Annotated in this window: 17 protein-coding genes, 3 tRNA genes, 3 rRNA genes, 2 pseudogenes and 1 riboswitch; of the genes and pseudogenes, 6 read left to right on the plus strand and 19 right to left on the minus strand. The window is 58.5% G+C overall.

What is annotated here, in order from left to right; translation table 11 throughout:
- Positions 1-223 precede the first annotated feature (223 nt).
- The 8 genes and pseudogenes from N5A93_RS19580 to N5A93_RS14915 all read right to left on the minus strand — a co-directional run bounded on the left by N5A93_RS19580 (position 224) and on the right by N5A93_RS14915 (position 6,281).
- Positions 224-541 carry a tyrosine-type recombinase/integrase gene (locus N5A93_RS19580; protein WP_440590577.1) on the minus strand — a complete coding sequence of 106 codons (318 nt, stop codon included), beginning with the start codon at positions 539-541 and terminating at the stop codon, positions 224-226.
- Positions 542-600: 59 nt separating this feature from the next.
- Positions 601-1,233: pseudogene (locus N5A93_RS14885) on the minus strand (tyrosine-type recombinase/integrase); the annotation flags it as partial.
- Positions 1,226-2,188: a tyrosine-type recombinase/integrase gene (locus N5A93_RS14890; RefSeq protein ID WP_268955896.1), complete on the minus strand. Its 963-nt coding sequence runs from the start codon at positions 2,186-2,188 to the stop codon at positions 1,226-1,228. The pseudogene N5A93_RS14885 and the gene N5A93_RS14890, both read right to left, overlap by 8 nt.
- Positions 2,185-3,432 (minus strand): site-specific integrase, encoded by a 1,248-nt coding sequence (locus N5A93_RS14895; protein ID WP_268955897.1) that lies wholly within the window; start codon positions 3,430-3,432, stop codon positions 2,185-2,187. The genes N5A93_RS14890 and N5A93_RS14895 overlap by 4 nt, the downstream gene beginning before the upstream one ends.
- Before the next feature lie 143 nt (positions 3,433-3,575).
- Positions 3,576-4,654, minus strand: a pseudogene (gene tnpC / locus N5A93_RS14900) (IS66 family transposase); the annotation flags it as partial.
- A 101-nt stretch (positions 4,655-4,755) separates the two neighbouring features.
- On the minus strand, positions 4,756-5,430 hold the full coding sequence (locus N5A93_RS14905) for a hypothetical protein (protein WP_268955898.1): 675 nt from the start codon (positions 5,428-5,430) through the stop codon (positions 4,756-4,758).
- 65 nt (positions 5,431-5,495) lie between these two features.
- Positions 5,496-5,819 carry a hypothetical protein gene (locus tag N5A93_RS14910; protein ID WP_268955899.1) on the minus strand — a complete coding sequence of 108 codons (324 nt, stop codon included), beginning with the start codon at positions 5,817-5,819 and terminating at the stop codon, positions 5,496-5,498.
- Positions 5,820-5,861: 42 nt separating this feature from the next.
- Complete coding sequence (locus tag N5A93_RS14915) at positions 5,862-6,281, minus strand: hypothetical protein (RefSeq protein WP_268955900.1); 420 nt, start codon at positions 6,279-6,281, stop codon at positions 5,862-5,864.
- Positions 6,282-6,283: 2 nt separating this feature from the next.
- Positions 6,284-6,390: riboswitch (SAM-I-IV-variant riboswitch) on the minus strand.
- 186 nt (positions 6,391-6,576) lie between these two features.
- Here N5A93_RS14915 and N5A93_RS14920 point away from each other — a divergent pair.
- From N5A93_RS14920 to N5A93_RS14945, 6 genes are all read left to right on the plus strand, one after another.
- Positions 6,577-7,260, plus strand: coding sequence for a hypothetical protein (locus tag N5A93_RS14920; protein WP_268955901.1), 684 nt, complete (start codon positions 6,577-6,579; stop codon positions 7,258-7,260).
- Between the two features lie 73 nt (positions 7,261-7,333).
- A complete protein-coding gene (locus N5A93_RS14925; protein ID WP_268955902.1) occupies positions 7,334-7,534 on the plus strand; it encodes a hypothetical protein in 201 nt (66 codons plus the stop codon).
- Positions 7,524-7,718, plus strand: coding sequence for a helix-turn-helix domain-containing protein (locus N5A93_RS14930; protein WP_268955903.1), 195 nt, complete (start codon positions 7,524-7,526; stop codon positions 7,716-7,718). The genes N5A93_RS14925 and N5A93_RS14930 overlap by 11 nt, the downstream gene beginning before the upstream one ends.
- Positions 7,719-7,884: 166 nt before the next feature.
- Complete coding sequence (locus N5A93_RS14935) at positions 7,885-9,594, plus strand: site-specific integrase (RefSeq protein ID WP_268955904.1); 1,710 nt, start codon at positions 7,885-7,887, stop codon at positions 9,592-9,594.
- Positions 9,594-10,694: a site-specific integrase gene (locus tag N5A93_RS14940; RefSeq protein WP_268955905.1), complete on the plus strand. Its 1,101-nt coding sequence runs from the start codon at positions 9,594-9,596 to the stop codon at positions 10,692-10,694. Before N5A93_RS14935 ends, N5A93_RS14940 begins: the two co-directional genes overlap by 1 nt.
- A gap of 32 nt (positions 10,695-10,726) precedes the next feature.
- Positions 10,727-12,319 (plus strand): recombinase family protein, encoded by a 1,593-nt coding sequence (locus tag N5A93_RS14945; protein ID WP_268955972.1) that lies wholly within the window; start codon positions 10,727-10,729, stop codon positions 12,317-12,319.
- Here N5A93_RS14945 and N5A93_RS14950 read toward each other — a convergent pair.
- The 11 genes from N5A93_RS14950 to gmd form a co-directional block, all read right to left on the minus strand.
- A tRNA-Met gene (locus N5A93_RS14950) sits at positions 12,276-12,352 on the minus strand. The two genes, N5A93_RS14945 and N5A93_RS14950, sit on opposite strands and share 44 nt — an antisense overlap.
- 75 nt (positions 12,353-12,427) lie before the next feature.
- Positions 12,428-12,542: ribosomal RNA gene (gene rrf, locus N5A93_RS14955) — 5S ribosomal RNA — on the minus strand.
- Positions 12,543-12,611: 69 nt separating this feature from the next.
- Positions 12,612-16,046 (minus strand): 23S ribosomal RNA (locus N5A93_RS14960).
- Between the two features lie 352 nt (positions 16,047-16,398).
- A tRNA-Ala gene (locus N5A93_RS14965) sits at positions 16,399-16,474 on the minus strand.
- 29 nt (positions 16,475-16,503) lie between these two features.
- A tRNA-Ile gene (locus N5A93_RS14970) sits at positions 16,504-16,580 on the minus strand.
- A gap of 141 nt (positions 16,581-16,721) precedes the next feature.
- A 16S ribosomal RNA gene (locus N5A93_RS14975) occupies positions 16,722-18,188 on the minus strand.
- The 16S, 23S and 5S rRNA genes sit together here with 3 tRNA genes alongside, the layout of an rRNA operon.
- Before the next feature lie 790 nt (positions 18,189-18,978).
- Positions 18,979-19,593, minus strand: coding sequence for a protein-methionine-sulfoxide reductase heme-binding subunit MsrQ (gene msrQ, locus N5A93_RS14980; protein ID WP_268955906.1), 615 nt, complete (start codon positions 19,591-19,593; stop codon positions 18,979-18,981).
- Positions 19,593-20,516: a protein-methionine-sulfoxide reductase catalytic subunit MsrP gene (gene msrP, locus N5A93_RS14985; RefSeq protein ID WP_268955907.1), complete on the minus strand. Its 924-nt coding sequence runs from the start codon at positions 20,514-20,516 to the stop codon at positions 19,593-19,595. Before msrP ends, msrQ begins: the two co-directional genes overlap by 1 nt.
- An 84-nt stretch (positions 20,517-20,600) precedes the next feature.
- Positions 20,601-22,094: an FMN-binding glutamate synthase family protein gene (locus N5A93_RS14990; RefSeq protein WP_268955908.1), complete on the minus strand. Its 1,494-nt coding sequence runs from the start codon at positions 22,092-22,094 to the stop codon at positions 20,601-20,603.
- 114 nt (positions 22,095-22,208) lie between these two features.
- On the minus strand, positions 22,209-23,183 hold the full coding sequence (gene fcl / locus N5A93_RS14995; RefSeq protein WP_328406870.1) for a GDP-L-fucose synthase: 975 nt from the start codon (positions 23,181-23,183) through the stop codon (positions 22,209-22,211).
- A gap of 18 nt (positions 23,184-23,201) precedes the next feature.
- Positions 23,202-24,323, minus strand: coding sequence for a GDP-mannose 4,6-dehydratase (gmd, locus tag N5A93_RS15000; RefSeq protein ID WP_268955910.1), 1,122 nt, complete (start codon positions 24,321-24,323; stop codon positions 23,202-23,204).
- Positions 24,324-24,534 lie beyond the last annotated feature (211 nt).

Here is a 24,534-nt window from a genome sequence, read left to right on the forward strand (position 1 = left end):
CTGCTTATGCCGCGTCCGGCATAAGCAGGTTTCGATCAGAGACGCGATAACTGCCCAGTTTTGTGCCCCGGCATCGTGACCTGCGAAGAGCGCGTTTTTCCTGTTATGCAGAGGTCTCCATAACAGGAATTATGCCCACCAGGTGATTATGCACAGTTCGCTGAGGAGTCACCTGCAAGTGCCGCCGCGCTGGTGACTTTCAACACAACGAACTGCGCATAATTCAAAGGCTCTGAAGGAATTGCATCAACTGATCCGGTGGCCGATACCGACCGGGGCGCGCCCCGATGGGTTGCAGTTTATCAAGGGTGCGCTCCTTCATTGATAGATCAGCCTGGAGGTACATGTGCGTTGTGGCGGGGCTTTCGTGGCCCAGCCAGAGTGCGATGACGGTGATGTCGACCCCAGACTGCAGAAGATGCATTGCCGTGGTATGGCGGACCGTATGCGGTGATATCGAACGTTGCGCGAGTTGTGGGTGACGCTCAGCCGCGGTTGCAACGGCAAGCTTGAGGCGCTGAGTAACACTTGAGCGCGCCATCTTTCCCCCGCTTCGGCTTGGGAACAGAAACTATCATCGGCTGTACCCTCCAGCCTGCGTTTCCAGTTCCGGATCAGCGACGCGGTTGAACGCCAGAGCGGGACGCTACGTTCCTTTCGCCCCTTGCCGTGAAGGTGTGCTGACATTGCCTGGTCGATGACAACATCGCCGACCCGCAGGCCTATGGCCTCTGACACGCGCGCACCGGTGTTATACATTAGACTGAAGAGTGCTCGATCCCGCTGACCTGCCCAGGATCGAGGATCCGGTGCCTCGAGGATCGCCTGCATCTCTGGGCGCGACAGAAACCCCAGTACCGGTTTGTCAAACCGCTTCATAGGGATAGCCAGTGCTTGCTGGATCACGGGGAGCGCGGTCAGGTCGTAGTGGGCGGCGTACTTCAGGAATGATCGGACCGCTGCCCAGCGAGCGTTGCGGCTGCGCGCTCCGTTCTTGCGATCATTCTCCAGATGATCGAGGAAACTGAGGATGAACTGGGCGTCGAGATCAACCAAAGCCAATGCGGTCGGAGCCTTGCCGATTTTGGACTCTGCGAAGCTGAGCAACAAGCGGAACGTGTCCCTATAGGAGGCGATTGTGCGTGGACTGACAGCACGCTGATGGCCCAGGTGTTCAACGAAGAAACGTTGGAGCAAAATGGAAAATGTCGGCATCGGGGTCGGATCAGCCATGATGGTGTTCTCCTGCTGACGCCGCGAATTGCTCAAAGCTCTTGCCGGCTACGGCCATGAGATCCGGGACGCCAGTCAGATACCAGTATGTGTCGGACACCTTGGCATGGCCGACGTAGGTCGAAAGTGCGGCCATGGCGTTGCCGATATCGGCTCCATGCTCATGCCAACGTTGGACGCGACGGCAGATGAACGTGTGGCGCAGATCATGTATTCGCGGTTGAGCGTAGGCACCACGCGCAATCCACCCGAGTTCGCTTCGCAGCCGCTGAAACACCCAATGGATGGTTCGTGTTGGCAGCACTCCGCCGGATGACGACGGGAATAACGGCATATCTGGGTGGGTAGCGCTGTGTCGCGCGCGCACAACCATATAACGGTTCAATGCCGACACCACTGTCGGATGTATTGGAACGTGTCTGGATTTGCGAAATTTTGTGTTCCGGACGGTGAGGACGCCCTGATCAAGATCTGCATCGCCACATCTCAGGTGAAGAGCTTCGGAAAGGCGGAGGCCAGTGGCGGCAATCAATCCGAAGATCGTCTCATAGGTCGCAGGTCGCAACCCATCGTGTGGAGCAAGGTGTCGGGCGGCGGCGAGAAGATCGCAGATCTCCTGCTCCGAGTAGATGTGCGGCGCCAAGCGGCGATGTGAGCGGCCAAAGATTGCGGTCTGCGGAAACTCGGTCGCAGGATCGAGCCGCGCCAAATATCTTGCAAAGGGGCGAAGGATGTCCAGACGGCGCGCCCAAGACAAGGGCTTGGCGTACTTGGCTTGACCCTGCACCCAATCCAGGGTGATACGCGTTGTCAGAGGACCAGTATGCCCTGTCGCATCAACGAAACGGGCGAACGCGGTGATCTGGCTTCCCGGAATCCGCAGATCAAACCCCAGCTCGCGGCGTTCGGCAAGGTAATCCTCGGCCAGCGAGAGCAGAGTGCGGGAGGCGGTCATGACGTGCTCCCCGGCCAAGGCAAGGCCACTGCCGAGAGTTTGGTCAAATCGACTTTGGCATAAATTGCCGACGTATCAAGGCTGCGATGTCGCAGGACGTCGGCGATATCCTTCATAGGCACACCGGTACGTAAAAGACGACTGGCCACGCTGTGCCGCAAAATGTGGACCCCCGTGCGGGTCCATCCACATCTTCGATAGCCAGCCAAGACCGCGCGCTTGACAACGCCTTTCTCGATCGGCTCGTCATACGGCGCGACGTGCCGAACAAATATGGCACGGTTGGAGGTCTGGGGTCGCTCCTCGCGTAGATAAGCGGCAATCGCGCTGCCCGTTGCCGAGGGTAAAGGGAGAAGATCGGCGCGCCGCCCTTTGGTTCCGATAAGGCTGATCGTCCCATCGGCCCAATTGATGTCCTCCAGGCGCAGGTTGACGACCTCGCTGGATCGCAGGCCGAGATCAATCAAACACCGCGTCATCGCATATGCGCGCCGGTGCGACGGAAAGGGTTGATCGAAGGATTGCAGCAGTTCGTCGATCTCAGCGTCACTGAGAACTTCCGGCAAGGATGACAATCGCCAGTGGGCCGCACGCGGAATGGTGGCAGTCAGTTCGCTAACCCGGTCGCCGGACATGCTGCGGAAGCGAAGATAGCAACCAATAGCGCCGCCGATCACGCGGATGGTGCCGGGGCTGCGCCCGTGATCGCCGAGAACAAAGCGCCGGACAGCGGTGGTGCCGATCTTCGATAGCGTGATCGGTTGGTCGCTGAAATGGGCAAGCAGAAACTCGCCAACGATGCGACCGCGCTGACGGCGGGTGCTGTCCGCCAAACCCCAGACATCGCGCATATGTTTGTCAAAACGCGCCAGCTCTTGCGCAACGGCCGTGTCGGAGGCGGGATCCTGCGCTCCTATGCCTTCGGCTCTCAGCACTTCCAGCAACTGGGCGAGTGCAGCGCGCAGCTCGTGGCGCGACCGACGGACCGGATAAAGGCAACTGCATACAGGCAGATGTTCGGACAGAAACCGCGCGACCATGGCCTCGCCAATCATGCTCAGGCTACACTGCTCCGCAGTCAGCCAATACGCAAAATGCGCAACGCAGCATAGATAAACACGCTGCGTGCTCGGCGCATATCGCCCGCGACGCAGGTGCGCCCCGTAGCGCGAAACGTAGGGCTGAAGAATGCTGTCCTCTAACCACATGTGTGGCTGCGCTTGAACGACGATCTCTTGGGACATGATGAACTCCTGTCAGGTTGAATGAACCTTCAAGGAAATCAGGATTATGTGCAGAACGAACCCATATACGTGACCGCTATCTTCCAACGGTACCAAAGGAAATGCAGCTTCTCCCTCAGCGAACTGTGCATAATCACCTGGTGGGCATAATTGCGGTTGAGGGCGATGGGACGGATTGTGCGCTCGACGGCGTTGGAATCCAGTTCGATGCGACCGTCGTCGAGGAACAGGATTAGCCCGTCCCAGTATTTGGCGATGTATTTCAGGGCCTCTCCTGTCGGCGATTTGGCTGAGACGCGTGCACGGCTTTGAGCGAGCCAAAGCTCGAATGCATCGATGATGGGTTTTGAGTGCTCCTGCCGCGCGGCGCGGCGTCGGTCGGCACTTTGATCGCGCAGGTCTTTTTCGATGCGATAGAGCGCTTGGATTTGCGTCAGGCCTTCCTGCGCGATTGGGGCCGCGCCGGATTGGGTGACGTCGTGCAGTTTGCGACGGGCATGGGCCCAGCAATAGGCCAATGTCACATCCTGCGCAGGCCGTTTGAGCAGGCGGTTGTAGCCCGCATATCCATCGACTTGCAGGGTACCGCTGAAGCCTTTCAAGATACTGTCTGCATGCTGGCCGGAACGTCCCGGTGCATAGGTGAAGGCGACCCCGGGTGGGTCCTCGCCACCCCATGGCCTGTCATCGCGGGCCAAGGCCCAAAAGTATCCGGTTTTGGTGCGTTTGCGCCCAGGTGCCAGAACGGGCGCAGGGGTTTCATCCATGAAGAGCTTGGTTGAGCGCTTCAGATCGGCCATGAGCGCCTCATAGACCGGGGTCAGTTCAAACGCCGACTTGCCCACCCATGCGGCCAGGGTCGAGCGATCCAGATCGATCCCTTGGCGGCTGTAGATTTGCGCCTGCCGATAGAGCGGCAGGTGATCCGCATATTTTGAGACGAGCACATGGGCGAGCGTTGCCTCGGTTGGCATGCCGCCAGCGATGATGTGGCGGGTGCAGGAGCTTGGGCAATCCCGCCCTCGCAGGACCGGCAAGCGTATTTAGGGCGGCGTGTGACAATCACCCGGAACTGGGCCGGAATGATGTCCAGCCGTTCGCTGACATCCTCGCCAATGACGTGACGCTCAGGTCCGCAGGCGCAGGATCGCTCGGGTTCAATGACCACCTCAACCCGTTCCAGATGTTTGGGTAGTGATCCGCGATTGGTCTGGCGCTGCTTCGGTGGCCTAACCCGACAGCTTCGGGCGGCGACCTTTCCGGGTCAGCCGGGTTGGCAAAGGTGGAAGACGCGCTCTCGATGCGCTGGAACATTGCGAATGATCATCCGCGCCTGAAGCGCCAAGGCATCTCAAGCTCCCGTGCTATGCGATTAGCCTCGTCGACATCGCCATGCATTTCAGCCGCGTAATAGGTGCTGCCGGGACTGTCGCCTTCGACGACGTAGATCTCCAAGGCGTCAAGGATTTCAGGATCAAAATCCCAGAACAGTCGGAATGCCAACTGGCGCCCGTCCATCGGACGCACGATATCATTGCTATCAAGTTCCTCGAAGTCAGGTTTCTGCTCGAACCAACGCTGAAGTTCCCGGGTCAGGTCCGCGCGCTTGTCCTCCGGCAGATTGTCGATGAAGTCGGTAGCCATAGCGGTATTCCACTCTTCGAGCGCCTCGGCATCCTCGGTGATATCAAAGGCGTATGTGTAGATGGCGTCTTGCAATGCCTGAATGCGATCGAGCAGGTCATAGGTTCTCTCGCCAAACTGCAGGTCTTCGGGAGATACGTCATAGGCCGTGTAGCGATCGGCATTTGGCAAGTAATTGGACGCAACCAGTTCACCACCACCTGGCAGAACATCAAAGATTAGCGGTTCGGTTTCCAGTGCGCGTTCGAGGACATCAAGATCGTTCAAGGCACCAGCGGTGCTTGGCCCATCCGGAAAGCAGAACCCGGCTGCCAGCAGTGCGGTCAAGAAGCTTCTTCTGGTGAGTTCGGACATGCGTGTCTTTCCTTTCATGGGAGGATGAATGTTAAAACGAGGCTTTTCTTTGAAGACTTGCCGTTTCAATAGCGATTGAGCCACCAGCGCCCTGTGGCATCGCTCATCTCGGTCTCGCCGGTTACTGCCTGCAGAAAGCGGCTGAGCCGCTGGCTTTCGCGGCGAGAGTTGAGCCGGGAGAGCTCCCTTGAGACCTCCCAATAGCGCCGAAGGACGTCATGCGCCTTAAGGGGCCAGGACTGCGGGGGGTCAGGGGGCATCAGCGCAGGTCGGAGGTCTTCACCGGTAATCTCGCGGAGGTGGCCGAGAAGGGTTTGCTCACGCTCCTTGAGGGGGATGCTCGCCGGGTCTTCTGCAAAGACCTGATCAGTTTGATCGGTCTGGGTCATGTGATTTTTCCTTGATCGTAAATGTCATTCAGCTGGATGCGGCTAGCTCTTCCGGTGCGCATGGGGCTGGATCCAAAGTTTGAGTTCGATCTGTTCGGCGGCCTCGACCAGGCGTTGAGGCCCGTATCCGCGCAATTCAAGATCCATCGCCCGCTTGCTGACGGGGTAGTCTCGCCCGATGGAGGCAAGAAGAAAGCCGCGCACGCCCAGCTGATGCCCGTCGGCCGCGATGGCAAGCAGGCGCTCAAGTTCGTGTAAGGCATAGACCCGCTTCAGCGTGCGCGGCGTCATCGCGCGCGCAATTGTCAGCCTCAGGAATAAGGTTCGTGGGGTTCGATCAAGTCTCGGTGGGTGGTGCTGTGCCATTGGTTTCGTCCTCTGCGGAAAGACAGAAAGACCAAAGGTCGGCATGGTGGTGCGCACACTGGCGATAGACATCTTGTATTGCGCGGCGTGGCTCATGGGATAAACCCTTTCGTTGCCTGATCTTCGGCCGCATCTCCCAATATGGGGACCACCTTGCTGGGTCAGCAGGTTGGTGAGAGCTGCGTGCCCTCTCTTGATGCAACATTGAGAGTATCGCAGAGGGGGTTAAATTCCAATAGGGATTAGCATTTCGACCAAGCACGGCTTCGGTTGACCAGATTGCACCCAATGAGCACTGGTCTGCTCAAAAGGATTCGATTGCCCTGCACACGAAGTTCTGAGTTGATGGTCCAACGCATCTGCTGAGTTCGAATTCACGAGGGTATTCCTAATGGCACGAGACGTGTTTCCGAACCTTACTCAAGAGTTTCAATGCCGTGTTCAAAGTGGCCTCAGAAAACATTTCGGGGCCAGGGCACCGGAGATTGACGCCGAGAGCTGGGAAAAGCTCAAGCCTATCTTGGCCGCTTACAAGAAAGAGGCCGAATACTTGCGCGGTTTTGTAAACAAAGGCCAAGTTGCAAAGCTACGTCGGATCTCCGAGAAAACACAAAATCTTCTGACGGCACTGGAGCAAGCAGACGAAGCCGGACTGACACTGATTGTCGCGCATGCTTTGAAAGAAGATCCTTCCGAGGATGCGCAGAACTCTCTGGATGATCTTCGTGGCGCGCTAGAGGCCCTTATCCAAAACTTGACGACCCAGCCACGCGATGAACCTTTCCTGAAGGACACGTCTCGAGAGCACCTGGTGGAGTGGTTTATGTACTGGTGGCGCCGTTCGACCGGGGAGGAGCCTAAGATCCAGGAAGGAATTGACGGCTTCCCGCCGCCGACGCCATTTATGTACGTCGCCAATGAAGTGTTTAACCTTCCAAGCATGCCACATCCAACTGGAGCATCTTACAAGTCGCTGAAAGATCATTTTCGTAACATACGCGATCGAAAGAACAAGATCGTGCGCCTAGGAAAACACATATCAAGTCTATCCGGTCCTCAATCAGATGACACCTAGGGGATAGGCAGTTTTCAAAAACGGAAAATCGTCCATCCCTGATCCCGGCTGCTCCAATCGATAGATCTCCTCCATGAAGAGCAACGACATGGAGTGGCCGATGCGCCGGGACGTTTCACAGCAACAGAGCGCAGAGCACGCAGATGAGACGCTGCGCGCGCTGGTTCGGTTGTTGGCGCGTGTCGCGGCCCGTGAGGCGTTGGCGGCCACTCCTCAAGCGGACGAGGAGCATCAGCATCCTCTTCCTGACGAAGGGGATCAAGATGCCGAGTAAGTCCAACCAAAAGCCCGAGCCGATGCTGGACATTATCGATGTCGCAGCGATCTGCCGGGTCTCTGAGAAGACCGTGCGCCGCTGGATTGAGGCTGGCGATTTGCGTGCAGCGAAGCTTGGAGGCCAGTGGCGGATCAGTCATCGCGACCTCAATGCCTTCGTTAGAGACCGGATGAGCCAATGACCAACTCTGTCCACATATGTCCCGCTTTGTCAGTGGGTTACGGAGATGTCGGGATAGCGTGGCCGTGCAATCCGAGCCCGATTATTATGCTACGCTTTCCCGAATATCCCCCGGTGTCCACCCGTGACCACCCGAGGTCAGCCCTTTACATGAGGAATGTCGCCCGATGACTGATCATACAACTCCGCAAGCCTCTGTCAGCCCGTTTGTCGCCGAAGATACGCCGATGCTGAGCGACGTGATCGCACAGGTCGATGGCCTCCCGGACCTCAAACAGACGCGCCAGCGCGATTTCAAGTCAGCGTTGACCACAATTGCGCGGTTACTTGGCAAGGCACCGGACAGAGTGCCGGCCAATATCAACTGGCTGCACGTCAGGCTGCGCCGTGTCGCGCCGGCGGCGTACAACATGTCCAACAAGCGCTTTCAGAACATCAAAAGCGACGCCATCAAGGCCCTGGCGCTGACCGGGTGTTCGCGCGATCGCGCAGACTGGCTGCGTCCGCCGTGTCCGGCCTGGCGGGCCCTGCTGGATCGCGTAGCTGACAAACATGACCTCTGGAAGCTTACGCAGCTGGCGCAGTACTGCACCGCCCTTGGCGTTTCGCCCGATGCCATCAGCGACGATCATATAAACGGGATGCTGGAGGCCCTAATTGCGGAAAGCTTTCAGAATAATCCCGAGCACAAGGCCGCAGACGCCATAAAGGTCTGGAACCGGTTGCGCAAAGAGGTGGACGGCTGGCCGGATATCGAGCTTAACCGGTTGCCCCGCAAAAAAGAGCCATGGACCATTCCGCTCGAACAGTTCCCGCAAAGCCTGCAGGACGACGTGGCGACTTGGATCAACCGTCTCGCCAATCCCGATCTTCTCGACGAAGACGCGCCCGCCAAACCGCTCCGGCCAACCACCATCAAGCACCGGCAGTTTCAGCTGCGCGAGGCAGCCTCGGCTTTGGTGCGGTCCGGCATGCCGATCGCCCAGATCGACGGCCTCGCAGTGCTGGTGGATCTCGACAACATGAAGCGGGCGCTGCGCTGGATGATGGGACGCTTCGACAATAAACCGACAGAGGCCATAAAGGGGGTGGCAGTTTGCTTGCAAGCTGTCGCACGGCACCAAGTCCGTCTAAAGGAAAGCGAGATCAAATCCATCGCTGCCCTGATCAAGCGGCTTGGCCAGGATGTCGATGGCCTGCGTGAGAAGAACCGGCAACGGCTTCTGCAATTGGACGATCCGAGCAATCTCGCCAAGTTGCTTAACCTGCCAGCCGCGTTGGTGAAGACTGCGCAGAAGTTGGAGTCGGCCAAACCCCGCAAAGCCGCCCTCAAGCTGCAAGCGGCGTTGGCGATTGAGATCCTCCTCAATGCCCCGTTACGCGCCGGCAACCTCTCAAACCTACACCTGGAGCGTCATCTGCGCCCGATTGGGTCCGGCCGGACGCGGCAGGTTCATATTCATATCCCCGCCGATGAGGTCAAAAACGACAAGGCGCTCGATTATCTGCTGCCGACGAATGTCGCTGTGATGCTCGACCTTTATATGCAGAAGGCCCGGCCGATTCTGGAGGGCCAACCTTCGGACTACCTGTTTCCGGCTCAGAACGGCGGGGCCAAACGCCCGGCACACCTGAGCCGGCTCATCAAAGATACGATCCTCGAGCACACCGGCCTGATCATCAATGCGCACCTTTTCCGCAGCATCGCGGGCAAGATCCACAGTCTCGTGCAACCGGGAGATTACGTGACGCTAAGCCATGTTCTGAACAATTCGCTCCCCATGGCCATGAAGGCCTATGCGCAGTTTGAGCGTCAGTCCTCGCTACAGCACTACCAGAACTCGCTGGAGGCAGCCCGGCGCGGAGGCGGAGTCTGATGCATCCTTCGAAAGACCCAAGACGCCATCGTCTAAAGCTTGATGACTGGCCTGAGAGCGACCGGGCAGCGTGGGCGGAGGCTCTTGCCCCGGGAGACCTGCTCGACGGCACCATGGGACCTGCGCATCACTGGGGTGAGGAGACACGGGATCTTCGTCGCAAGGCCTATGGGCGCTGGCTCTCGTCACGGATTGCTGCAGGGGGGCTTGATCCTGCGGCAGTCCCCACCTCTCGGATCACCCGCGATTCTGTCAGCGCGTATATCTCCGAGCTACAGGCACAGGTCGCTCCTTGGACAGTATTGGGATACATTGCCGGATTGCATGCCATCGCTGTGACCTTCAACCCTGAGGGCGATTGGCAATGGCTGCGCCGCGTAGTGGCTAAACTTGAGGTGTCCGTCCGGGACAGCAAGGACAAGCACAGCCGTCTGCGCCCGGCACCCGAGATCCTTGATTGGGCCATATCACGCCTGCAGAAGATTGAGCGCGAACCGCCAAAACGCTTCGCAGATACGCATTACAGGGATGCATTGATGATCGGTCTCCTGATCTGTTGTCCTACGATGCGCTTGCGGAACCTGACCGGTATCGAGATCGGCCGGCATCTGATCCCGCGCTCGGATGGCTGGGAGTTGCGGTTTCCTGGCGCGGAGATGAAGGCGCGCAAGCCGGTGGAGATGCGCGTGCCCGAGATTCTGAACCAATATCTCGCGCGCTACTTGGACTGCCACCGCCCGGCCTTGCTGGACGGGGCTGCTTCCGAACGGCTCTGGATTACGCAGTATGGCAAACCCATGACCCAGAAGATGGTCAGTTCACGTATCATCATCGTCACCAAGCGCGCCTTTGGCATGCCCATCAATCCACATCTGTTTCGCGACTGCGCGGTCACCTTTGTCGCGCTGAACGATCCCAAACACGTCGGTATTGCAGCACCCCTTCTCGGTCACATCGATCCGCGCACAACGGAACGCCACTATATCCAGGCTCAACAAATCGCAGCAGGCACCAAATTACAGTCCTCGCTTCAGACCTTGCGTAAACAACATGCGCCGCTTCAATATCGACCGACAGACCAAGAGGACCCAGACACATGAAAGCCGCCATTTATGCACGGTATTCGACGGACATGCAGAACCCTGCATCGATCGAGGACCAGATCCGGACTTGTGAGGAAAATGTCTTGGCGGCGGGCGGAACGACGGTTCAGGTCTATACGGACGCGGCCATCAGCGGCGGTTCGATCAAGACACGCCCCGGACTTCAGGCGCTTATCGTGGATGCAGGACTGGGTCGGTTCGATACGGTCGTCGCCGAGTCCCTCGACCGAGTAAGTCGGGATCAGGAAGATATCGCCGGTATTTACAAACGCCTGCAATATGCAGACATCACGCTCACGACCCTGGCCGAAGGTGAGATCAGCGAGTTGCACATCGGCCTGAAGGGCACGATGAATGCAATCTTTCTCAAGGATTTGGCGCAAAAGACCCGTCGCGGACTGCGCGGCCGTGTTGAGCAAGGTTTGTCCGGCGGTGGCAATTCTTATGGCTACCGTGTTGTCCGCCGGCTGCTGGCGGATGGCAGTGCCGCAACGGGTGAACGTGAGATTGAACCTGCGGAAGCTGAAGTTGTTTCGCGTATTTTCTCGGAATACGTCGAAGGACGGTCTGCCCGTAAGATTGCAGCCGGTCTGAACAGCGACCGCATCCCCAGCCCGCGAGGCGGAGAATGGAATGCGTCAACGATCCACGGCAGCCGCCAGCGGCGCAATGGCATTCTTAACAACGAGATGTATGTTGGGCGCCTCGTCTGGAACCGGCAGCGGTTTGTGAAGGATCCGGACACTGGTAAGCGGCAGTCGCGTCTCAACCCCGCCGAAGAGTGGATTACCACAGATGTGCCTGATCTGCAGATTATTGACGAGGATATCTGGCTAAAGGCGCAAGCGCTCAAGTCTCGCTACGCCAGTCATGCGGGCAATAAGCGTCAAACGAAGAAGCGCCTGCTCACAGGGCTCGTCAAATGCGGATGCTGTGGCGGCAACATGACGATTGCCCGCAAGGACCGTTACTATTGCGCGGCACGCCGCGAGAAGGGCACCTGTGAGGCGGCCTTTGGCATCGCCGCCGCGGAAGTCGAGAGCCGCGTGCTGGACGGGTTGCGCGATATTCTTGTTGGTAATGATGCTCTGGTTGAAGAGTTTACAACCGAGTTGAAGGCCGAGTTCGCTAGGTTGAGCAAGCGCAGCACCTCCGACCAGGCAGTGTTGCAAAAGGACTTGGCAGAGGTTGAACGTGGGATCACCCGCTGTGTCGATTTCATAATGTCGGGAGACGGGGCACCTGCCTCGGTTCGTGACCGGCTGACCACCCTGGAAGACCGCAAGTCCGCCCTGCAGGCACAGATCGCCCGCAATCCGGTGTCGCCGGTTGTCAGGTTTCACCCGAACTATGTAGATCTCTACCGGAAGAAAGTCGGCGAACTCGCAGGCCTTCTCTCGGATGAGTCGACGCGTGAAGATGCCATGACCGCTATCCGCAGCCTGGTTGACCGTATTGAGGTGCGCGCTGGCGTCAAGCGGGGCGAGACCGAAGTGACCCTGGTCGGCACGTTGGCCGGAATATTGGCGCTTGGCACAAACACGAACGCCGCCCTGAAGGACGGCGGTACGTGCTTGTTGGTTGCGGGAGTAGGATTTGAACCTACGACCTTCAGGTTATGAGCCTGACGAGCTACCGGACTGCTCCATCCCGCGCCAAAACTGGTCGCCCCAAGCAAAATACTATGAATGGGGCGCATCGAAAGAGAGATACATCGAGGTTCTTACTAGGTTTGGCAGTGACCTACTCTCCCACGTCTTAAGACGCAGTACCATTGGCGCGAAGGCACTTAACGGCCGGGTTCGGGATGGGACCGGGTGTTTTGCTCTTGCTATGACCACCAAACCGAGAAAGAACCTCGAAATTCCAAGTCAAACTGACTTTCTGTCCGTAGAAGTCTGACTTCTACTGGATCAAATCAAGCCTATCGGGCAATTAGTACCGGTCAACTGAACGCATTGCTGCGCTTACATCTCCGGCCTATCGACGTGGTGGTCTACCACGGCCCTCAGGGATACCTTGTTTTGAGGGGGGCTTCCCGCTTAGATGCCTTCAGCGGTTATCCTTTCCGATCATAGCTACCCTGCACTGCTGCTGGCGCAACAACAGGTCCACCAGTGGATCGTTCACCCCGGTCCTCTCGTACTAGGGGCAACTCCTCTCAAGTATCCTACACCCACGGCAGATAGGGACCGAACTGTCTCACGACGTTCTAAACCCAGCTCACGTACCTCTTTAAACGGCGAACAGCCGTACCCTTGGGACCTGCTCCAGCCCCAGGATGAGATGAGCCGACATCGAGGTGCCAAACACTGCCGTCGATATGGACTCTTGGGCAGTATCAGCCTGTTATCCCCGGCGTACCTTTTATCCGTTGAGCGATGGCCCTTCCACTCGGGACCACCGGATCACTATGGCCGTCTTTCGACTCTGCTCGACTTGTCAGTCTTGCAGTCAGGCTGGCTTCTGCCATTGCACTCAACGAGCGATTTCCGACCGCTCTGAGCCAACCTTCGCGCGCCTCCGTTACGCTTTAGGAGGCGACCGCCCCAGTCAAACTACCCGCCACGCAGGGTCCCGGATCCGGATAACGGACCGCGGTTAGACATCAAGAGTGCGAAGGGTGGTATCTCAAGGGAGGCTCCACAAGAACTAGCGTTCCTGCTTCAAAGCCTACCACCTATCCTGCACATCACAATCCTGATGCCAGTGCGAAGCTGTAGTAAAGGTGCACGGGGTCTTTCCGTCTAACCGCGGGAAGCCTGCATCTTGACAGGCAATTCAATTTCGCTGAGTCGATGTTGGAGACAGCGGGGAAGTCGTTACGCCATTCGTGCAGGTCGGAACTTACCCGACAAGGAATTTCGCTACCTTAGGACCGTTATAGTTACGGCCGCCGTTTACCTGGGCTTCAATTCAGAGCTCTCACCCCTCCTTTTAACCTTCAGGCACCGGGCAGGCGTCAGACCCTATACGTCGTCTTGCGACTTCGCAGAGCCCTGTGTTTTTAGTAAACAGTCGCCACCCCCTGGTTTGTGCCCCCAGCCAATACTTGCGTAGAAACTGGGCCTCCTTCTCGCGAACTTACGGAGGTATTTTGCCGAGTTCCTTCAACATCGTTCTCTCAAGCGCCTTGGTATTCTCTACCAGTCCACCTGTGTCGGTTTAGGGTACGATCTAGCGATGGAGCTATTTCCAGGAACCTCTAAGCGGCCCGTTCAATCCGATAAGAACGAACAACCCTCGAGATCCGTCACTTCCATCTGGCCCAGGAATATTAACCTGGTTCCCATCGACTACGCCTTTCGGCCTCGCCTTAGGGGTCGGCTTACCCTGCTCAGATTAGCTTTAAGCAGGAACCCTTGGACTTTCGGCGACAGGGCCTCTCACCCTGTTTGTCGCTACTCATGTCATCATTCTCACTAGTGATCTCTCCACCGGATGGCTCACGCCCCGGCTTCATCGAAAGCTCCTCTCCTCCAACACGCCCGAAGGCGCTAAGGAGGAATGGAACTATGTCACACTACGCTCTGCTACCAGTGCATACGCACTCCTAAGCTTCGGCTCATGGCTTGAGCCCCGTTACATCTTCGCCGCAGGACAACTTATTTAGACCAGTGAGCTGTTACGCTATCTTTAAAGGATGGCTGCTTCTAAGCCAACCTCCTGGTTGTTTTGGTCGTCCCACCTGCTTTCCCACTTAGCCATGAATTAGGGGCCTTAGCTGTAGGTCAGGGTTGTTTCCCTCTCCACTACGGACGTTAGCATCCGCAGTGTGTCTGCCATCTAGTACTCCTCGGTATTCGGAGTTTGGTTAGGATCAGTAAGCCTGTGGGGCCCCATTACCCATCCAGTGCTCTACCCCCGAGGGTATTCGGATGACGCTCTACCTAAATAGATTTCGCAGAGAACCAGCTATCTCCGAGTTTGATTGGCCTTTCACCCCTAGGCACAACTCATCCCGACCTTTTTCAACAGGTGTGGGTTCGGCCCTCCAGTAAGTGTTACCTTACCTTCAGCCTGGTCATGCCTAGATCACTCGGTTTCGGGTCTGATCCATCTAACTCATTCGCCCTATTAAGACTCGCTTTCGCTGCGCCTACACCTAACGGCTTAAGCTTGCTAGATAGACCAAGTCGATGACCCATTATACAAAAGGTACGCCGTCACAAGACTGGACACTAATAACAATCATTTGGTCGGGATCGAGACCCGGAAATGCACGGTCTCGAGTCCGGGGTTCGTGCTGTAGATCCCCGCGTTGGAGCGGTGGTCCACACCAAGGCTCATCCGCACGCCGTTACGGGCCTGGTAGCCGACTTCGATGCCCGATCTGAACTGGATCGGACCGCCGAGATCGACGCCATCGCCTTCATCATAAAGGCCGGCCATCGCGTGAAACTGCAAGAACAGGTTCTCACGGGCGTTGCTGAGCGTGTAGGCATAGCCGGCGCCGCCGAAGATCTCCTTGTCCGACGAAGCGGACAGGCCGTAGATCATCTGGAACGGGCCATATGCATGCCGGGTTTCCCTGCGGATGGCGAATTCCTCGCCAACCGAATTTTCCTGGAAAACCGTTTCCCCAAGTGAAAGCCCCGTATAGGGCTGGACCTCGCTTTTGGCCAGGCAGCCATTGTTTGTGCAATGATTGGCGCCCATGTCGATCAGACCGACGATGAGACCGATCACCGCAATGGTGCCGTCCGTAACAAATGCAAGATCCGACATGCTGTCCTCCGTGATGCGTTGATCACGTTGATGCAGCAGATTGTCATTAGAGTCCAGTCAAGCTCCGACTGATTGTAGGCGTTCGGTTTCAGGTACTGTTTCACTCCCCTCGTCGGGGTGCTTTTCACCTTTCCCTCACGGTACTGGTTCGCTATCGGTCAGTAAGGAGTACTTAGCCTTCGAAGGTGGTCCTCCGATCTTCAGACAGGATTTCACGTGTCCCGCCCTACTTAATACGTCCTATCGAGCTTCCCATACGGGGCTGTCACCCGCTATGGCCATGCTTCCCAGCATGTTCTGGTCACTCTCAAGGCTCGGCTAGTCCCCGTTCGCTCGCCGCTACTAGGGGAGTATCAATTGATGTCCTTTCCTCCGGGTACTTAGATGTTTCAGTTCTCCGGGTTTGCTCTTATAACCCTATGTATTCAGGTTATAAGTACCTGTTTCAGCTTTCTATTGATAGCAGAGCTAACAATAGAGAACTGTCAGGTGGGTTGCCCCATTCGGAAATCCATGGATCAAAGCTTATTCTCAGCTCCTCATGGCTTATCGCAGAGTATCACGTCCTTCATCGCCTCTTACTGCCAAGGCATCCACCAAACGCCCTTCTCGCGCTTGATTTGATCCAGAAAAAGACAGACTTGCATCCGCCGCGGCATGTCAGCTGGTCAGTTGACACGCCTTTATCCTGAACCAAAAGTCATACTTTCCCGCCCCGGATCGCTCCGGGACATTGGTTAGTGTACTTGACTTGGACAACTCTGTTCGTTTCAGCTGGCATACGCATGGGCGGTTGAGGAAGCAGCCGCGTCATACGCTCGCCTTCGGCCCGAGGGCCTTGGGCACCAAACTGAGATGTTCGCGTACTTACGAGCATCAAACAGTGTTGATATTTGTATCTCTCTTAACGATGTCAAATTCGTCCGATTGGACGGCAAAACGCCAGATGGCGCTTAACGGTCAAATCGAAGGATGGTGGAGCCTAGGAGGATCGAACTCCTGACCTCCTGAATGCAAATCAGGCGCTCTCCCAGCTGAGCTAAGGCCCCATAAGACCCAGGTCATTGCCCTGGATGAATGGTGGGTCGAGGAGGACTTGAACCTCCGACCTCACGCTTATCAGGCGTGCGCTCTAACCACCTGAGCTACCGACCCAAACAGGCCGGCGGGCCTGAAATCCTTGGTCTGAAGAGATATGAGGACGGCCTGGTCCGTCTGATGATGACCGGTCTGACTGACCGATCTTGCTAAGTGATCCACGAGATTGGCGAACCAATCTGCCAGGATCATCCTTAGAAAGGAGGTGATCCAGCCGCAGGTTCCCCTACGGCTACCTTGTTACGACTTCACCCCAGTCGCTGAGCTTACCGTGGTCGGCTGCCCCCTCGAAAGGTTGGCGCACCGCCTTCGGGTAAACCCAACTCCCATGGTGTGACGGGCGGTGTGTACAAGGCCCGGGAACGTATTCACCGCGTCATGCTGTTACGCGATTACTAGCGATTCCGACTTCATGGGGTCGAGTTGCAGACCCCAATCCGAACTGAGACAGTTTTTTGGGATTAACCCATTGTCACTGCCATTGTAGCACGTGTGTAGCCCAACCCGTAAGGGCCATGAGGACTTGACGTCATCCACACCTTCCTCCCGCTTATCACGGGCAGTTTCCATAGAGTGCCCAGCCGAACTGCTGGCAACTAGGGATGTGGGTTGCGCTCGTTGCCGGACTTAACCGAACATCTCACGACACGAGCTGACGACAGCCATGCAGCACCTGTCACTGATCCAGCCGAACTGAAGGAAACGATCTCTCGTAACCGCGATCAGGATGTCAAGGGTTGGTAAGGTTCTGCGCGTTGCTTCGAATTAAACCACATGCTCCACCGCTTGTGCGGGCCCCCGTCAATTCCTTTGAGTTTTAATCTTGCGACCGTACTCCCCAGGCGGAATGCTTAATCCGTTAGGTGTGTCACCGAATAGCATGCTACCCGACGACTGGCATTCATCGTTTACGGTGTGGACTACCAGGGTATCTAATCCTGTTTGCTCCCCACACTTTCGCACCTCAGCGTCAGTATCGAGCCAGTGAGCCGCCTTCGCCACTGGTGTTCCTCCGAATATCTACGAATTTCACCTCTACACTCGGAATTCCACTCACCTCTCTCGAACTCTAGACTGGTAGTTTTGGAGGCAGTTCCAGGGTTGAGCCCTGGGATTTCACCCCCAACTTTCCAATCCGCCTACGTGCGCTTTACGCCCAGTAATTCCGAACAACGCTAACCCCCTCCGTATTACCGCGGCTGCTGGCACGGAGTTAGCCGGGGTTTCTTTACCAGGTACTGTCATTATCATCCCTGGCGAAAGAGCTTTACGACCCTAAGGCCTTCATCACTCACGCGGCATGGCTGGATCAGGCTTGCGCCCATTGTCCAAGATTCCCCACTGCTGCCTCCCGTAGGAGTCTGGGCCGTGTCTCAGTCCCAGTGTTGCTGATCATCCTCTAAAACCAGCTATAGATCGTAGGCTTGGTAGGCCATTACCCCACCAACTACCTAATCTAACGCGGGCCGATCTTTCACCGAAATTCTTTCCCCCGAAGGGCGTATACGGTATTAAACCCAGTTTCCCAGGACTATTCCGTAGTGAAAGGCACGTTCCCACGCGTTACTAACCCGTCCGCCACTAGACCCGAAGGTCTCGTTCGACTTGCATGTGTTAGGCCTGCCGCCAGCGTTCGTTCTGAGCCAGGATCAAACTCTCAAGTTGAAAAGCTGTTGCCAGCTTATCCTTGACGTTCGAACCTCTGCACATCTCATCGACCCGGCAGGGCCGATGAAGTCATCTGTTTGATGTACATCGTTTCCAAGGAAACGTTGCCGTTCAAACAGTGAAGCTGACTATCCATCATCGGGTCCGTTGCGAAGCGCGGGGCCCTAGGTAGTTGATATGCAGGATTTGATCCATCGAAAGAACCAAACCGCCCACATATCTCTTCAGATACTTGCGATTTCAAAGAGCGTAGAGACAAAATCAACACGAAGCGCCTAAATCGTTTGGCGCAACCTGCGTCACTTACCTCAAGTATTTTTGCCTCGCTTCCCTCTGGAGCGTCGCTCCGTCGTTCCGTCTGGCGTCCCGTTGTGCGCCTCAGCGCCGCCGGTGAGGGGGTATTTACGGTTTGCCGCCGAACCCTGCAACCCCTTTTTTCGGGAAACGTCATCTTTTTTTGATGTTTCCGGTTTTTCTCATGAAAACATGGGGTTAGATGCGTCTAATTTCAATAACAGGTGCTCTGGCGCAATTTTGTTCCCCGCCCGCCGCAGGGCCGCGCGCAACATATAGCGTTATCCACAGGCTTATCCCCAAGACTCGCCGGTCGCGTTGCCGCAAACCCGGCGACTCGTCGCGATTCAGGGGGTGAATCGCGCGGGAATCTCCTCGCCCGACTCGAAATTTCCCGGAATTTTCCCCTCCGAGCCCGGATCACACCCCCGATTCAGCCGTGCATCGGGTGAATCGCGCCGGGGACAGGATCGGATTCGCGCCGAAAACGCGGTCACGACCCCTGACCAAGTGCCTTTTTCATGGGCAGGCGGCGAATCCGCAGCGCCAGCAACCCCAGAATCGCCGCCAGATAGGCCAGCGGCTCAATCTGAAAGCCCTTGGTCAGCCAAAGAAAGTGAATCGCACCCAGCACCGCGATCCCATAGGTCAGCCGGTGCAGCACCCGCCAGCGCGCCCCGAGCCAGCGCAGCGCCCGGTCATTCGAAGTCAGCGCCAGGGGAATCATCAGCACGAACGCCGCCATGCCCACCGTCACATAGGGCCGCTTGAGAATGTCGGCCCAGATCTGCGCCACGATCTGCACATCCAGCACCGCCCAGACCAGAAGATGCACCACCACATGAAAGAACGCCATCAGGCCCAGCGCGCGGCGGAACTTCAACAGATTGATGCCCGCGATGCGCCGCAGCGGCGTGATCGCCAGCCCCGCCACCAGAAGCTGAAGCGCGATCTTGCCCAGCTCCTGTTCCAGCGCCTTGATCGGCTCGGGGCCAAGCCCCCCGGTCGCGCCCATATAGAAGAGCACCGGCACCGGCAGCGCGCACAGTATATATAGGGCCGCTGCGGGGACCCGCCGCGCAAGGGCGTTGATGCGCGCCGCGATCATCAGAAGAACCGGGTCAGATCCATGCCGTCATAAAGCCCGGCCACGTCCTCGCCATAGCCGTTGAACATCAGCGTCCCGATGCGGGGCGAAAAGATTCCGCCGCCGACCCGGCGCTCGGTGGCCTGGCTCCAGCGGGGATGATCCACCTCGGGATTCACATTGCTGTAGAAACCGTATTCGCGCGGGTTGGCCTTGTTCCAGCTTGTCGGCGGCTCGGAATCAGTGAGCGTGATGCGCACCACCGATTTGATCGACTTGAAGCCGTATTTCCACGGCACCACCAATCTGAGCGGCGCGCCGTTCTGCTTGGGAATGTCGCGCCCGTAGATGCCTGTCGCCATGATGGTCAGCGGATGCATCGCCTCGTCAAGGCGCAGCCCCTCCACATAGGGCCAGTCCAGCACCGGATAGCGCGTGCCCGGCATCGCCTCCTTGTCCAGCACCGTCTCGAAGGCGACGTATTTCGCGCCCGGCTGCACCCCGGCCATGTCCAGCAGATCGCCCAGCTCGAAACCGTTCCACGGAATCACCATCGACCAGGCCTCGACACAGCGAAAGCGATAGATCCGCTCCTCGATGGTCATACGGGCCATGATGTCATCGAAGTCATAGGCGCCGGGCCTGTCGACCAATCCGTCGATCTGCACGCTCCAGGGGGCAATGCTCAGGCGGTCGGCATATTTATGGGGGTCGTCCTTGCCGGTGCCGAACTCGTAATAGTTATTGTAGGTGGTGATGTCTTCCCAGCTGTTGGGCTCAAGGCCCTCACCCTCTCCCGCGGCGCGGGCGCGCCCGCCGATCCCGGCCAGCGCCACGCCTCCGGCCATGCCGGCCATCCCTGCCATCCATTGCCGGCGGTTCAGGAAAACCGGCTCGGGGGTCACGTCGCGCGCGCTCAGGTCGTTCTTCCAGCGATAGGCCATCTGCGGGTCTCCTAAGGGTGGTCCACATATCTCTATATAGAGAGGCCCCGCCGCCGGTCACGCCCCGGCCCCCCGCAAACCCCGTCACATTGGCGTGGTCGCGTTGTAACTTGGCCGGATCTTGTTGAACGGAATCGAGGTGCCATCGGCCTGCACGATCCGCACATGGCGCCGCCGCATCAGGCGCGGTTCGGCCACGCCGACGGAATGGGCGATGGTCTCGACCTCGCTGATCACCGAGCGCGCGTAATGGGCGACCTTCTGGAACTTGTCCTCGACCACCAGACCGGCCTGCAGGCGCGGATCGTGGGTGGTGATCCCGGTGGGGCAGGTGTTGCGATTGCACTTGAGCGCCTGGATACAGCCCAGCGCGAACATGAAGCCGCGCGCCGATGTCACGAAATCCGCCCCCGCACACAACGCCCAGGCCACGTCCGACGGGTTGACCAGCTTGCCGCTGGCGATGATCGGGATTCGCTCTTTCAGACCGTGGCGGTCGCGCAGGTCCACCATGCGCGGCAGCGCCTCGCGGATCGGCATGCCCACCAGATCGATCAGCGGCATCGGCGCAGCACCTGTGCCGCCCTCGCCGCCATCCACGGCGATGAAATCGGGTGCGCTGTCGGGGCCACGCTCGTTGATCAGCTCGAACATCTCGGTCCAGGCATCCGAAGAGCCGATCACCGTCTTGAAACCGCAGGGCTTGCCCGAGACCTTCCTTATATGCGCGATCGTGTCCAGTAGTTCGGCGAAATCGTTGATCTCGCGGTGGCGGTTGGGAGAGATGCTGTCCTTGCCCTCGGGGATGCCACGGATCATGGCGATCTCGGCATTCACCTTTTCTCCGGGCAGGATGCCGCCTTTGCCGGGCTTCGCGCCTTGTGCCAGCTTGAGCTCGAACATCTTCACATAGGGGTTGGCGCCCATCGCCCGCAGCTTCTCGTCGTCAAGATTGCCGTGGCTGTCGCAGACGCCGTATTTGGCCGTGCCGATCTGATAGACCAGATCGCAGCCGCCCTTGAGGTGAAACGGCGACAGCCCGCCTTCGCCGGTATTGAGCCAGATACCCGCCCTTGCCGCCCCCCGGCTTAGCGCCTCGACCGCCGGGCGCGAGATCGCCCCATAGCTCATGCCCGAGATGTTGAAGATCGACCGCGCGCGATAGGGCACGGCCGCCGTCGGCCCGATCTCCATCGGGGCGGTGGTGGCGAACTGGTCATCGAGCGGCGGAAAACAGGCATTGACGAAGATCGGTGTGCCGGGGATCGACAGGTTGCGGGTCGAGCCGAAGGCCACCGTGTTCCCCTTGCCCTTGCCCGCATGATAGACCCAGTCGCGTTGCGCGCGGTTGAACGGCATCTCCTCGCGGTCCATCGCAAAGAAATACTGCCGGAAAAATTCGCCCAGCTTGCTGAACAGCCCCCTGAACCGTCCGATCACCGGATAGTTCCGGCGGATCGCGTCGCCGGTCTGGGTCTTGTCGAGGATATAGAAGGCCAGCGCCAGCGCCATGGCGACGCCCAGAACCAGTACAAACAGCAACGCCAGAATCTGCAAGGCGCTCATCGCGTAATTCATTTGGCCGGATCTCCGTTGGATGGGCGCGGGCGCGCGCGGGCTTGATCTGGCGCGAAAATACCCCTTCCGCGCAAGGCTACAACCGGAAACCGGGCATACATCCGTATGCAGGGATCAGCCCCGCACATCACCCTTGGCGCGGGCGTCAAGGAACCATGCGTAGGTCTCGCGCAGGCCCTGTTCCAGACCGATACGCGCACGCCAGCCCATCGCGGAAAGACGCGTGACATCCATCAGCTTGCGCGGCGTGCCGTCGGGCCTGGAAGGATCGCAGGTGATGCGCCCGTCAAAGCCGGTGACGCGGGCGATCATCCGCGCCAGTTCCAGGATGCTGACATCCTCACCGAAGCCGACATTGATATGGCTCAGCATCGGGCTGGTATTGGCGCCGTAGGTCGCCTCGTCCAGGTCGAGCACGAAAAGCGAGGCCTCGGCCATGTCATCCACATGCAGGAATTCGCGCCGCGGCGTGCCGCTGCCCCAGATCACCACCTCGTCGCGCCCGTCTTCGCGCGCCTCGTGAAAGCGGCGCATAAGCGCGGGCAGCACATGGCTGTTCTCGGGGTGGAAATTGTCGCCGGGACCGTAAAGATTGGTTGGCATCACGCTGCGGTAATCGACACCGTGCTGCCGGTTGTAACTTTCGCAAAGCTTGATCCCGGCGATCTTGGCGATGGCGTAGGGTTCGTTGGTGGATTCCAGCGGCCCGGTCAGCAGCGCGTCTTCCGCCATCGGCTGCGCGGCGTCGCGCGGATAGATGCAGGACGATCCCAGCTGCAACAGGCGACGCACACCCGCGCCGTAAGCCTCGTGGATCACGTTGCATTCGATCATCAGGTTGTCGCGGATGAAATCGGCGGGGTAGGTGTCATTGGCATGGATGCCGCCCACCCTGGCGGCTGCCAGAATCACCACATCGGGGCGCGCATCCTGCATGAAGGCGCGCACCGCGCCCTGATCGGTCAGGTCCAGCTCGGCATGGGTGCGGGTGATCAGCTCGATCGCCTCGCCCTTCGCCGCGCGCGCCTCGAGGTGGCGCATGATCGCGCCCCCCACCATGCCGCGATGCCCGGCGATATAGTATCTCATCCCCGCCACCCCGCGCGCTCAGTTTTCCAGGGACACCGGCAAATCATAGCCATTCGCCTTGAGAAAGGCATGACGCCGCGCCGTTGCCAGATCTTCGGCCACCATCTCGGCGCACATCTCGCGCGCGCTGATCTCGGGCACCCAGCCCAGCTTGTCCCTGGCCATGCCGGCATCGCCCAGCAGGGTCTCGACCTCGGCGGGGCGGAAATACTTCGGGTCGATCCGCACGATCACGTCGCCCTCGCTGACCGCCGGAGCCATGTCGCCACTGATGGCGGCGACCGTTGCCACCTCGCCCACGCCCTCGCCCGAAAACTCCAGCGTGATCCCCAGATCGGCGGCCGCCCAGGTGATGAAATCGCGCACCGAATACTGCTGGCCGGTGGCGATCACGAAATCCTCGGCCTCGTCCTGTTGCAGCATCATCCACTGCATGCGCACGTAATCCTTGGCGTGGCCCCAGTCGCGCAGCGCATCGATATTGCCCATGTAAAGGCACGTCTCCAGCCCCTGCGCGATATTGGCCAAGCCGCGCGTCACCTTGCGCGTCACGAAGGTCTCGCCGCGCCGGGGGCTCTCGTGGTTGAAAAGAATGCCGTTGCAGGCATAAAGCCCATAGGCCTCACGGTAATTCACCGTGATCCAGTAAGCGTATAGCTTGGCGACACCATAGGGGCTGCGCGGATGGAACGGCGTGGCTTCGGTCTGCGGGCTTTCGGCGACCTTGCCGAACAGTTCCGATGTCGAGGCCTGGTAGAAACGCGTTTTCTTCTCCAGCCCCAGAAAGCGGATCGCCTCGAGCATCCGCAAGGTGCCGATGGCATCCACATCGGCGGTATATTCGGGCGCCTCGAAACTGACCGCCACATGCGATTGCGCGCCAAGGTTATAAACCTCGTCGGGTTCGACCGCGCGCAGGATGCGCGTCAGGTTCGACGTATCGGTCAGATCGCCGTAATGCAGGAACATCTGCGGGTTGCTGTCATGCGGGTCCTGGTAGATCCCGTCGATCCGCTGCGTGTTGAAGGACGAGGCACGGCGCTTGATACCGTGGACCTCATAGCCTTTCTCAAGCAGGAATTCGGCCAGATAAGAGCCGTCCTGCCCCGTGATCCCGGTGATCAGCGCGCGCTTGGTCATGTCCCCGGTGTCTCCTTTCGCATGAATCGTTACCGCTTACAGATGCCTGTCCTTGCGCGGCCCGGCCCTGGTGACGCCGCATTGTCCGCGTCACCCGGCCACCGGACGCGGCGAAAGGAAAATCCGGGATTGGTATGCAACCTCTCCGGGCCTTATGCAAGCGCCGCCTGCCGGGGCCGCGTGGCGGTTCGTCGCCCTGCCGCGTCCTTTG

The sequence above is a fragment of the Roseovarius salincola genome, from assembly GCF_026891095.1.
GTDB classification, from domain to species: Bacteria; Pseudomonadota; Alphaproteobacteria; order Rhodobacterales; family Rhodobacteraceae; genus Roseovarius; species Roseovarius salincola.

What these genes read in the sequence shown, in the direction of transcription:
- N5A93_RS14930 (WP_268955903.1), top strand. Translation starts at nt 7,524, where the DNA reads ATGCCGAGTAAGTCCAACCAAAAGCCCGAGCCGATGCTGGACATTATC.
- N5A93_RS19580 (WP_440590577.1), bottom strand. Translation starts at nt 541, where the DNA reads ATGGCGCGCTCAAGTGTTACTCAGCGCCTCAAGCTTGCCGTTGCAACC.
- N5A93_RS14890 (WP_268955896.1), bottom strand. Translation starts at nt 2,188, where the DNA reads ATGACCGCCTCCCGCACTCTGCTCTCGCTGGCCGAGGATTACCTTGCC.
- N5A93_RS14935 (WP_268955904.1), top strand. Translation starts at nt 7,885, where the DNA reads ATGACTGATCATACAACTCCGCAAGCCTCTGTCAGCCCGTTTGTCGCC.
- N5A93_RS14895 (WP_268955897.1), bottom strand. Translation starts at nt 3,432, where the DNA reads ATGTCCCAAGAGATCGTCGTTCAAGCGCAGCCACACATGTGGTTAGAG.
- msrP (WP_268955907.1), bottom strand. Translation starts at nt 20,516, where the DNA reads ATGGCCTATCGCTGGAAGAACGACCTGAGCGCGCGCGACGTGACCCCC.
- N5A93_RS14905 (WP_268955898.1), bottom strand. Translation starts at nt 5,430, where the DNA reads ATGTCCGAACTCACCAGAAGAAGCTTCTTGACCGCACTGCTGGCAGCC.
- N5A93_RS14940 (WP_268955905.1), top strand. Translation starts at nt 9,594, where the DNA reads ATGCATCCTTCGAAAGACCCAAGACGCCATCGTCTAAAGCTTGATGAC.
- N5A93_RS14920 (WP_268955901.1), top strand. Translation starts at nt 6,577, where the DNA reads ATGGCACGAGACGTGTTTCCGAACCTTACTCAAGAGTTTCAATGCCGT.
- fcl (WP_328406870.1), bottom strand. Translation starts at nt 23,183, where the DNA reads ATGAGATACTATATCGCCGGGCATCGCGGCATGGTGGGGGGCGCGATC.
- N5A93_RS14990 (WP_268955908.1), bottom strand. Translation starts at nt 22,094, where the DNA reads ATGAATTACGCGATGAGCGCCTTGCAGATTCTGGCGTTGCTGTTTGTA.
- N5A93_RS14925 (WP_268955902.1), top strand. Translation starts at nt 7,334, where the DNA reads ATGAAGAGCAACGACATGGAGTGGCCGATGCGCCGGGACGTTTCACAG.
- N5A93_RS14915 (WP_268955900.1), bottom strand. Translation starts at nt 6,281, where the DNA reads ATGAGCCACGCCGCGCAATACAAGATGTCTATCGCCAGTGTGCGCACC.
- gmd (WP_268955910.1), bottom strand. Translation starts at nt 24,323, where the DNA reads ATGACCAAGCGCGCGCTGATCACCGGGATCACGGGGCAGGACGGCTCT.
- msrQ (WP_268955906.1), bottom strand. Translation starts at nt 19,593, where the DNA reads ATGATCGCGGCGCGCATCAACGCCCTTGCGCGGCGGGTCCCCGCAGCG.
- N5A93_RS14910 (WP_268955899.1), bottom strand. Translation starts at nt 5,819, where the DNA reads ATGACCCAGACCGATCAAACTGATCAGGTCTTTGCAGAAGACCCGGCG.
- N5A93_RS14945 (WP_268955972.1), top strand. Translation starts at nt 10,727, where the DNA reads ATGCAGAACCCTGCATCGATCGAGGACCAGATCCGGACTTGTGAGGAA.